Annotated in this window: 6 protein-coding genes; 3 read left to right on the plus strand and 3 right to left on the minus strand. The window is 70.0% G+C overall.

Annotation, left to right across the window (positions count from 1 at the left end; genetic code table 11):
• Positions 1-233: 233 nt before the first annotated feature.
• From MXD60_RS09470 to MXD60_RS09480, 3 genes are all read left to right on the plus strand, one after another.
• The gene (locus tag MXD60_RS09470) at positions 234-1220 is read left to right on the plus strand and encodes a hypothetical protein (protein WP_248818628.1); all 987 of its coding nucleotides are present in this window, start codon (positions 234-236) and stop codon (positions 1218-1220) included.
• Complete coding sequence (locus tag MXD60_RS09475; protein WP_248818629.1) at positions 1127-3535, plus strand: putative adhesin; 2409 nt, start codon at positions 1127-1129, stop codon at positions 3533-3535. The genes MXD60_RS09470 and MXD60_RS09475 overlap by 94 nt, the downstream gene beginning before the upstream one ends.
• A 73-nt stretch (positions 3536-3608) precedes the next feature.
• On the plus strand, positions 3609-4058 hold the full coding sequence (locus tag MXD60_RS09480; protein WP_248818630.1) for a DUF7919 family protein: 450 nt from the start codon (positions 3609-3611) through the stop codon (positions 4056-4058).
• Positions 4059-4431: 373 nt separating this feature from the next.
• Here MXD60_RS09480 and MXD60_RS09485 read toward each other — a convergent pair whose 3' ends face one another.
• From MXD60_RS09485 to MXD60_RS09495, 3 genes are all read right to left on the minus strand, one after another.
• Positions 4432-4785, minus strand: coding sequence for an HhH-GDP family DNA glycosylase (locus tag MXD60_RS09485; protein ID WP_283098073.1), 354 nt, complete (start codon positions 4783-4785; stop codon positions 4432-4434).
• Between the two features lie 102 nt (positions 4786-4887).
• Positions 4888-5574 (minus strand): hypothetical protein, encoded by a 687-nt coding sequence (locus tag MXD60_RS09490; protein ID WP_248818631.1) that lies wholly within the window; start codon positions 5572-5574, stop codon positions 4888-4890.
• Entirely contained in the window at positions 5540-10696 is a 5157-nt protein-coding gene (locus MXD60_RS09495; protein ID WP_248818632.1) for a DUF6531 domain-containing protein, read from the minus strand. Before MXD60_RS09495 ends, MXD60_RS09490 begins: the two co-directional genes overlap by 35 nt.
• Positions 10697-10935 lie beyond the last annotated feature (239 nt).

Below are 10935 nucleotides of genomic sequence, written 5' to 3' on the forward strand. Positions count from 1 at the left end.
CTGGGACGCCGCCGGTCGGTTGCTGGCGCATACTGACGCAGGCGGGCACGAGACCCGCTGGACCTACGCCGCCGCATTACGCACCCCGACCGAGATCGTCGATCCCGCCGGTGGCGTCACCCGCCTGACCGTCAACGCCGACGACCTGCCGACCTGCATCGTCGATCCGGACGGTGTGGCCTCCCATCTGCGCTGGAACGACGACGGCCAGCCCACCCGCATCTGGACCCGTGGTGGGGGGTCAGACGACCTTCCGCTACGACCGAGCCGGGCGGCTGGTCGGGATGACCGGCCCGGACGGGCAGGCTCGGGACTGGGAGACCGACGCGGCCGGCCGGGTAACCCTGGAGCGCTTCGCCGGGCTGACGCGCCAGTTTGGTCACACCCCGGCCGGCCGTCCCGAGATCTATGTGGATGCGGCCGGGGGCCGATGGCGGTCGGCCCATGGGCCGTCGGGCCGGGTCAGCGAGGTGGCCGATCCGCTCGGTTCGACCGTGCGCTTCGACTACGACCGGTTCGGCAACACCAGTCAGGTCGTGGCACCAGATGGGAACGCCTTCTCCTTCGCCTATGACGGCCTGAGCCGTTTGGTCGCCGTCACCGATCCGGCCGGCGCGACCCTGCGGCGTGGCTACGACGCCGACGGCCACCAGACCACCGGTATCAGCGCGGCCGGCGCCGGTTGGCGCCATGAGCACGATGAGCGCGGTCGCCTGGTCGCGATCATTGGGCCCGACGGTCAGACCTGGCAGCGTGCCTACGACCGCGTGGGACGGCTCATCAGCCAGACCGATCCCACCGGCGCGCGCACCCAACAAGACCATGATCCGGCCGGGCGGCTCGTCAGGGTCATTGATCCCGCCGGCAACCAGACCACCTACGTCTGGACGCCGGGCGGACGCCAGGCCGCTGTCACCACGCCGTCCGGGCGGACGATCACCTATGGCTACGACCGGGCAGGGCGGCTCTCCGAGACGCGCCTGCCCTCCGGTGCCACCGAGCGCTACCAATGGGACGCGGCTGGTCGGCTGAGCGCCCTCATCCGTCCGGACGGGCGCACCATGCGCTGGGAGTACGACCTCTGGGCGCCGTCTCGGCGATCATCGGCCCGTCCGGCGGTCGCGTGGTGGCCGAGAACACCCCGCTGGGCCTGCCGGCCCGGCTCACCCTGGCCGGCGGCGCCACGTACCACTACCGCTATGACGCCCGCGGGGCACTGACCGAGATCACCGACCCCCTCGGTGCCGTCAGCTCCTACCACTACGACCAACGCGGACGGCTGGCGTCCTGGACCGATCCTCTCGGTGGCACCACGCGCTTTGGCTACGACGCCGTCGGCCGGCTGGCGACCCGTAGTGATCCCCTGGGCCGGACCACCACCATCAGCCGCGACGTCGACGGCCTGACCCGAACCGTCCAGCATCCGGATGGCTCGGGCACGCGCACCTGGCGAGACCGGGCCGGGCGGATCACCGGCCGCGGACCGCTCGCGGCCGACACCCCGCAGATCACCTACGACTACGATCCCGCCGGTCGTCTGCTCAGTGCCCGCGAGGGCGGCGGCCGTGATGTCCATCTGCGCTACGACCCCGTCGGCCGGCCGGCTCGTCGCACCACCGCCGCCGGAACCATCGCCTGGGACCATGATCCTGACGGCCGTACCACCGCCGTGGGGATCCCCGGCGCGCCCGGCCTGCGCTACCACCACGACGCCGACGGCGATCTTGATGCCGTCATCGACCCGGACCGGGGCCGGCTGAGTGTCCCTCCCCGGACCGCGGCCGCCCAGGCCGGGGAACGCGACGCCGACGGCCGGCTTGTCCACACCACCACCGCGGCGGGCCAACCGGTTCGCTTTGTCTACGACGCGGCCGGTCAGCTCATCCAGGCTGACGGTCCTTGGGGTCACCACCGCTACCGCTGGGACCTCGGCGGGCGCCTGATCGCCGAAGAACGGTCTCGGGCTGGTGACACGGCGACGGCCCAGACCAGACAGGCCCACTACGACGCCGCCGGCCAACTGACCGAGACCCTCGACACCGCCGATGACGAAACACCGATCCGTACCGTCTACGGCTACGACGCCGCCGGCCGCCGCCGCACCGAACGGTGCAGTGACGGCCGCACTGTCACCTACGACTGGGATGACCTCGGGCGTCTGGACGCTGTCCACCGCACCGGCGCCAGCACAACCCGATTCGTGACCGACGCCGGTGGTGCTCCCATCACTGTGGGCGACACCCCCGTCCTGTGGGACTCCCTCGCCGGACCGGGCCACGCACGCCGGCTCGGCGACCGTTGGGTCACGCCGGAGACACAGGCGCCTGGCGCTCAGGGTCCCCATGACCCCTGGGGCGAAGCCACGCCGGCCACCGATCCGGCCACCGATCCGGCCATCGAGCACAGCGCGACGATCGGGTTTCGGGGCGAGCTCGCGGTGAACGGTCTCGTCTGGCAACGCGAACGCGTCCTGGACCCGGCGACCCGCTCGTTCCTGTCGGTGGACCCGCTTCCGCACGTGCCCGGCCTTCCCGGCGCCGCCAACCCGTATCAGTACGCCTGGAACAATCCGGTCGGCCTTCTCGATCCCACCGGTCAGCGCCCGCTCACCGACCGCCAGTACCAGGACTACCTCTCCCAACAGCGCGCCGGCATCTTCGAGAAAGCCTGGACGAACATCAGGGAGGACCCCTGGGGTTCGCTGGCCGCCGTGGGGGTCGTCGCCGCTGGCGTCGGCCTGTGTTTCGTGCCCGGTGGCCAGGCCATCGGCGCCGGCATTCTCATCGGGGCCGCCACCTCCGGCGGCATCGGCCTGGTCACGGGCCACTTCGATCCCCGCGCCGTGGCCATCGGCGGCATCGCCGGAGCGGTCGGCGGCGGCGTCGGCCAGGGCACCAGCCGTCTGCTCTCCGCCGGTGGTTCCTACCTCGCCGCCGCAGGGTCGGGCGCGGCCGCCGGCGGTGCCGAGGACCTCGCTGCCCAACAACTCGCCCACCCCGGCCACGTCAACCTCACCGAGCTGGCCATCAGCAGCGGCACGGGCGGACTGGCCGGCGCCGGTGGTCGTGTCTTCGCTCGCCGGGCGCCCCTCACCCGAGGTGATCCCAGGAGCGGCGACGCCGTCCCGTCTGCCGCAGGAGGCACTGATCCACCCTCTGCACCCCCGCGCCCCGTGTTCGCCGGCCACGGGCAGATCCGACCCGGCGACGCCTCGACCGTCACCATCCCCGAAGGCACCAGTCTGACAATGTACATCCGACATGGTGAGAGACTAAGAGATGACGTCGGATATGCTATTGAGACAAATGATACCGAGACCATAAAAATTTTCGAGTGGATGGGTCCGGAATTCTATGAAAAAATGACCTACCCTGCCGGTAGCAGCATTCCCGATTATTCTCTCCTACCCGGACCAAACCTTCACATAGCCCCCACCTCCAGAATTGTGGACAGGCCGACCCGACTCTCCGAGCTCCTGGAGCCCAATATGGGGGACTGGCACTGGGCCGCCTGTCGAGCCGTCCAGGACTGGTAGGCCGCACCCCAACGGGGAGAGACGAGCACCGTCCGTCAGTAACACCAGAGAAAACGACACGAAAGGCCGTCCGATGCCATACCGGCACGATCTTTCTCCACACCCATATTTCGAAGCGATATCCAGGATCAAGGGCTGGCCGCCGCCCGGAACTGCGGCGCTCACGGTCGGCTGGCTGGCGCCCGAGCACGACTTCCCGACCGCACTCCCCGACGACGCCTTCGTCGACGCCCTCTTCTCTCTCTGCGCCCACCACTCCGTCATGCGCGTCCGGAGCTACTACGGCTGTCTGCTGCCGCACGCCACCAGGCCAGCCGCCCCCTACGTCGTCCGTCGCGGCGGCGAAGAAGCACGGCTCGGCAGCGCCGAGATCGGCGTGGTCGCCGCCAGCGGGGAACTGCTGCTCGCGCCGAACCTGGTGTTCCACTACGTCGAGGGACACCACTACCAGCCACCCGAAATCTTCATCGAAGCGGTACTCGCCCGCAGGATCATCGTGCCGCCGGCGGGTGTGCCGTTCTAGCACCACGGCGGCAGCGATATCTTTGCGGTCCCTGCTGCGGAAAAGGCGGCGCGACACGACTGTCATGTGACCATCGGGGTGGGTGGGGATGCGGCGAGATACACTGGGGACAGATGGCGGCGCCGACGATGTGGATATCGAGGCGTGGGAAGCGAGCCCGGAAGGGCTTTTCTCCCGTGTCGCGAAATGTTTCCGTAACGACGAGTCAACCGCCCTGTCCGCTGGGAGAACGGTCAGCGCAACCCACCTGTCCGGCGAAGCGGGACGCCGGGCGCGACCGCGCCCCGCGGACTCCTGTGGGCTGGTTCAGATCGCGAAGCACTCTGAACTGCGAAACCGCCGGTTCAGCCGGCGGAAACCTTGGCTGCCGCCTTCATCGCCTTTTTGTAGTCGCGGACCTTGACCCGGGACTCGGGGCTGGTGATGTCGGCGATGGACCGGTAGCTGTCGTCCTCCCCGAACGGCGTGCATGCCTCTCGCCATCCGGGTAGGGGAAGCGGTGCAGCGCAGGCTGCACGGAGAAGACCGCGGCCAACTTGTCCGGGTCCGTCGCCGCCAAGTCCGCCGAATCGAGCCCTCGACCGAGCCGGCGCGTCAGCTCCAGCGGCGCCGCGAACGCGCGTTCCAGCGGGATCTGCTGGTCCAGCACCATGCCGATCAGCAGCGCCAACGGGACGTCCGTCAGCAGCTCGTCCGCCTCCCCGATCTGGCCCAGGGGCAGTCCCACGGCTCAACCGCGGACCACGACGTCGCGGCACCGGAGCCGCCCTTGTTGACCGACACGGCAGGGGGCGAGCCGGCTGCTGGCAGCGCATCGAGTCGACCGAGCTCACAGCTGGCGCCTTTTTCCTGCTTTTCTCGCTCGTTCTTCTACCTCCTCGACTATAGCTCTCAGCTCAGGTGTCATCGGCGCAGGATTCTCGATCATATCTCTCAGCTCAGGTGTCATCGGCGCAACGTTTGTTTGCCGGTAGCGGAAACCGTCGTCGTCGGCCGACTCGGCGTAGCGCCAAGCCTTGAGGCTCTTCTCCCAAGGAGGCTTCCGCAGCCAGCGGCGCACCCAGACCCGGGCCACCGGGACACGCTTCGCTGCTCGGCGAAACTCGCGCCACGGACTCAGCTTGAGTTTCTTGGCGCTGTGCTCAAAAAGTGCCATGATCGGTAGATCATCGCGAAAATCATGACTATGAGGGATCCAGATCAAAAAGGCGACGAGACCCCATCTCAAGAGCTCTGGATCTTGCCTTCGAACCGCCATCATGGTGGTGCGAGAGCCAAAGCTACCCAACTGCCCTGCCTCGCTCCTACCGAGGAGCTTGTGCATGTCGGCAAGCTCGTGCCGCGAATCTACCGCGCGCAGCAAAGAAAGGATTTCGCCATCCTGTGGAAGTTCGACAGGTCGCGGAAGATCGATTTCGTCCAGTGAAATTTTATAGGGAATGTTCAGCGAGTGAAAATCATAGTTTTTCCGGTCGGCCATATCATCCTCCAGGTGGGACAAGATAATCGCCCACATGCTTGTACCCTGCCTGCAGCAAATCTCTCACTTCTACCCTAAATACACTTTCACCGATCCGCGGCGTGAAAATATCTGTCATATCGGGGGTTGAGCCAAGGTAGACGACGCGTTTCGCCCGGATAATTCCGTCGATCCAGCGATCGTTTATTTTCTCGTTCCACGGCCCGGTCAACCACGGCTTTAGGGCGAGCACCTCATGGCCGGCCCACGGTTGCGCGACCGCGGTGTCGTCCAGACGCCCGATCACCGGAATAGTGCGGGCGGCGACGCTCCGGCCGGACACATAGCGGCTGGCGCCGCCGAGCAGGCCGCCGGTGGAGGTGTCCAGGACGAGGCTTTCGACGTCGATGTGGCCGGGGTGGGTAAGTTCCTGATCGGTAAGATCGCCGACGCCGCCGGACACGACACCCGCCGTAGTCGCGGGGGCGAACAGCCTCGGTGTCATGACCGACACGGCGCGATAATTACCCAGGCCCGCTCCGACTCCGCCGGCGACGCCGCTGATGGCCACGTCCCGGGGGTTGAAGGAACCGGTGGCCAGCCCGATGCCGGCGCTGATACCGGCGCCGAACAGGACGCCGCTGCCGGCGGCGGCAAGGGGGGCGAAGGGGGTGAAGCACAGGCCGACGCCGACAGTGACGACACCGGCGGCGGCGAGGGTGCCCCAGGGGTCGTGTTTGATCGTGTGCCAGGCGCGGCCGAAGGTGGTCTTGGCCTGCTGGGAGCGGTAGGCGTTGTAGGCCTCGTCGCTGATGGGTTGGAGACCGGTGGGGTCGAGCCGGCCGACCGGGTCGTTCCAGGCGTAGTGGTAGGGGTTTCCGGCGCCGGGCATACCGGGGACGTGCTCGAGCGGGTCGGGGCTCAGGAACGAACGGGTGGCCGGGTCCAGGAGGCGCTCGCGCTGCCAGACCAGGCCGTCGACGGTCAGCTCACCGCGGTATCCAAGGCTGATCAGTCGATGCGCTGGCAGGTCGGTCGGGCCGGCCGGGTCGGACGGCCAGGTTGGAGTGGTCGTGCGGCCAGGGGCGGCGCTGGGGGCGGCTGGAGCGGCGGATGACGCCACCGGACCGGACGCACCGGCGGGGACCGGTAGGCCCCAGGGGTCGTAGGCGCCGAGGGAGTCACCGAGCGATTGCTGCCAGTCGGTGGCGTACCAACCGGGCGGGCCTGTTGGCCGGGACGAGGAGGCAGGCAGGACGCCGATGGCGTCGTCGGTGTGGGCGTAGATGGTGGTGCCGAGGGAGTGGACGGTGCCGGGCCAGGTGACCGGGTCCCACAGCAGCGGTGTGCCGTCGACCTGGAGGGGGTCGCCAAGGGCGTCCAGCACCCAGTTGATCGTCTGGTCCGTCCCGGATGTGCCGCTCGCGTGGACGGCGCTGATACGGCCGAGGGCGTCCCAGTCGTAGGTGCGGGTGCCGGCCGGGCCGGTGGCGCCGGTGCGGCGGCCTGCGGCGTCGTAGCTGAAAAGGGTGCGGCTGGCCTGGGTCGTGCGCTGTCCGGCCTGGGTGGGCGGGCCGGCAGCGGGCGGGCCGGCGGTGCCGCGCTGGTGTTCCACGAGCTGGCCGGCGGCGTCGTAGGTCCAGCGGTCGGTGGTGCCGGCGCCAGCATCCGGGTCAGCAGCGCCGGCATCCACGCCGGCGGCGCTGGCGCCCATGGCGGTGCGGTGGGTTTCGATGCGGAGGCGGCCGGCGGCGTCCCAGGTCAGGGTCTGCCGTCCCCACGGGCCGTCGGCGGTGACGAGCTGGCCGGCGGCGTCGTAGGCAAAGCGCATCTCCCGGCCTCGGTCGACGAGCCGGGTTATCCGGCCGGCGGGATCGCGTTCGACGATGCGACCGGGGTGCAGTGGCCGGCCGTCGGCGTCGCGGGTGATGGCGCGGCGGCCCAGGAGGGGATGCTCGACGGCCGTCAGGTGGCCGTCGGCGTCATAGTCGTGGCGGACCGGCGCCCGCCCCGGCTGCCCGACCGTCAGGCAGCGGCCGTCCGGATCACAGGTCCATTCCAGCCGGCCAGCCGCCGTGGTCCGGGTCAGCAGCCGGCCCGTCACGTCGTAGGTCAAGGCGACGCCGCGGTCCGCGAAGTCGCTGGTGGCACCGTGGGTGGTGGCGATCGGGCGGACGGCGGTGGGGGTTGCGCGGGCTGCTGGGACCGCGGAGGTCTGGTGGGCGTGGGTGAGGCGGTCGGCCTGGTCGTAGCTGTAGTGAAGGCGAGGCTGGGGTTCGTCGGGAAGGCCGACGCCGGTGAGACGACCGGCGACGTCATGCCACCAGCGCAGACCGGTCCCGTCGGCGTGGCGGAGGGTGTCAACCAGGCCACTGCGGGTGCGGGTGATGCTGGTGGTGCGGCCGAGCGGATCGGTATGGCCGGTCAGCCAGCCGACGGCGTCGTAGCCCAGCTCGTGCCAGCCGCCAGCCGGGTCGGTCCACTCCCGCAGCTGGCCGCGGACGTCGTAACCGTAGCGGGTGACCGCGCCCAGCGGGTCCACCGCGGAGACCATCCCGCCGCGCGCGTCATAGGTGTAGGCGTGCACCGCGCCGTCGGGGCCGGTGACCGTGGTCGGCAGCCCCAGGTGGTTGCGGACTATCTCGGCGCGGCCACCGTCCGGGCCAATGATCGCCCGGACGTCGCCCCGGGCGTCGTATTCCCAGCGCGTCCGCCGGCCCGCCGCCGTGGCCAGCGTGGTCGGCCGGCCGGCGGGGTCGTGCTGGCATCGGGTGATCCCGCCAGACGGGGAGACCGTCTGGGCGAGCCGTCCGGCGGAGTCGTAGCCGTAGCTGGTGCGCCGGCCGGATGGTGTGACCTGCGCGGCGAGGCGGCCGCCCGGCGTCCATTCCGCGGTGCTGCGGCGGCCGGCCGCATCGATGACCGCGGTGAGGCGGCCGGCCGGGTCGTATTCGTAGCGGACGGTCGCCCCGTCTGGCTCTGTCTCGCTGACGACCCGGCCGGCGGGGTCGTAGCCGCGGCGCCAGACCCGCCCGTCCGGGCCGGTGAGCTCGGTCGGTTGGCCCGCCGCGTCATAGCCGTGGCGCCACTCGCGTCCGTCCGCGTCGGCCTCGACGGTCAGCCGGCCGTCCGGGTCGTAGCCGCGCTGGCAGGTCGATCCGACCGGGTTCCGGACCGCCGTCAGCCGACTCAGGCCGTCGTAATCGAAGGCGAACACCTGCCCGTCCGGCGCCACGATCGACGTGGTGTTGCCGAAGAGATCGTAGCCGAAGCCGACGGACGAGCCGGTGGGGTCGGTGACCTGCTCGACCAGGCCGTGCGGACCGTAGCGGGAACGCCACCAGCCGCCGGCCGGGTCGAGGTAGCCGTCGCGACGACCGGCCGGGGTGTGGGTGAAGCGGCTGCGTGTGCCGTCGGGGGCATCCTGCGCCACCACCCGGCCCGCCTCGTCGCACTCCCAGCGCCACGACCCGCCGTCCGCGCCGACCATGCCAACCAGCCGGCCGGCAGCGTCGTACCGCAGCCGCACCCGCCCCCCGCCGGCAACGCGCGTCTCGACCAGCTGACCGTCACCGTCCCAGCGCAGATGAGTGGAAACCCCGTCCGGATCAACAATGCAGGAGGGCAGGTCATCGTCGGTCACCGTAATCCGGGTGACGGCGCCCGCCGCGTCCACGATTTCCACCGGCGTCCGGGCCGCGCCGGCATACAGCCAACGGGTGCGGGAGCCGTCCGGACCGGTATGGGTGCCCAGCCGGCCGGCGGAATCCCAAACCCACTGCTCGGTGCTCCCGTTCGGCCCGGTCCGGCGGGTCAGGTTCCCGGCGTCGTCGTATTCCATCGACCAGGACGCCCCGGATCGCTCCCGAACGCCGCGCAGCCGGCCGGCCTCGTCGAAAACACGGTGAAAGGCGCGGTCGGCGTCGTCGACCACGCACACCAGCCGGCCGGCCGCGTCATGACGGTACTCGTTGATGGCACCTCCGCCCGCACTGCCCGGGCTGCCGGAGGTGCCGGAGGTGTCAGTGACAAGCGTCCGGTACCCGCCGGGGTAACCGAACCGGGCAACCCGGCCCTCCGGCGTGGCCTGGGTCAGCACCCTGCCGGCGCCGTCATAGATGTTGTGGAAAAGCCGCACGCTGTCAGCGTCAAAAGCCTCCGCCAGCAGCGCGCCCTCATAACGATACCGCTGCACACCTTGCGGGCCGCCCTTGACGGCCACCAGCATGCCATTGTCATAGGAATAGCGCACTACCCGGCCGTCGCTTGCCTGGACCGCCGTTATCAGCTCCCCGGCGTCGTCCCACCCCACCTGCAGGAACCGCCCCGACCGCGGATACCCGACCCGCTCCAGCCGGCCGTCCGCCCAGGTCAGGACGATCTCCGACGGGCCGCTACGCACCCGTACCGGCCGGCCCGACCCGTCGTACCACCAGCTCTCGTCCTGCCCCCGGGTGAATCGGAAGCCGTCCCCGTCAAGGTGGAGCATCCCGCCGAGGCGCGGCATGGCCGTCGACGCATCCGCCCGGGGCCACGCCACCAGCGACTCGGCGCCGTCCAGCCCCCGCCAACCCAGCACCTCGGCCGGGCCGGACATACCAACCCGACCGGCCGCAGGGGCCATGCCGACTGGACCGGCCAGATCGTCGCCCAGGTCCAGCACCGTGTCCGCCCAGCAGGACCAGCCGCGGCCCAGCGCACCGGGCCGGCCGGCGGCCCGGGAGTTGTATGTCCGCTGCCACCCTGCCACCGCCGCCCGGCCCGGCAGTGGCAGGTCACACTCCTGCGTCACGAAGTTTCCGTTCGCGGTGCACACCGGATCGTTCACGAATCCGCTGTCCGGCGCCCGGCCCCACTTGTCCGGCGCATCTACTGTCAGCGTCTCCGCCGGCAGGGCCGTGATCCCGGCCCGCTCCAGATACCAGGCGATACGGTTGTCGCTCACCGTCACCTGGCCCGCCCTCGACCCGCGGTCCGCCGCCACAAAGGCGTCCCGGACCGCGCCCACGAAATCCTCCCGGGCGCCGGCGTCGGACAGATGCTCGCCCAGCTTCACCCACAGGTCAGGATGCGACAGACCGTACTGCGGCCCCAGCCGCGCCACCACGTCGTCGTAATACGCGCGTACCCCCAGCGCCTGGAGGAACAGATCCTCCCGGGCCGCATGGGCATCCGTCATGAAACGATCCAGGTCATCGGGATCCGCGGAGCTCCTCGCCATCGCGGCCGTCCTTTCGCGCCTCCCGACCGGACCGAGCGCCTGACTGTATACCCCAATGCCACTCGGTTAAGGAGGAGGGGTGTTCGTCCATCCCGACACGCCAACACCCGATCCCTTTCCGGTCAACTTTCGAACACGGCATCCAGGAGAGTTCCTCAACGTCGATCAGTGGGCGACGGATGGATCCTGTCGCGATT

This window comes from Frankia sp. AgB32 (assembly GCF_023243045.1).
Taxonomy (GTDB): Bacteria; Actinomycetota; Actinomycetes; order Frankiales; family Frankiaceae; genus Frankia.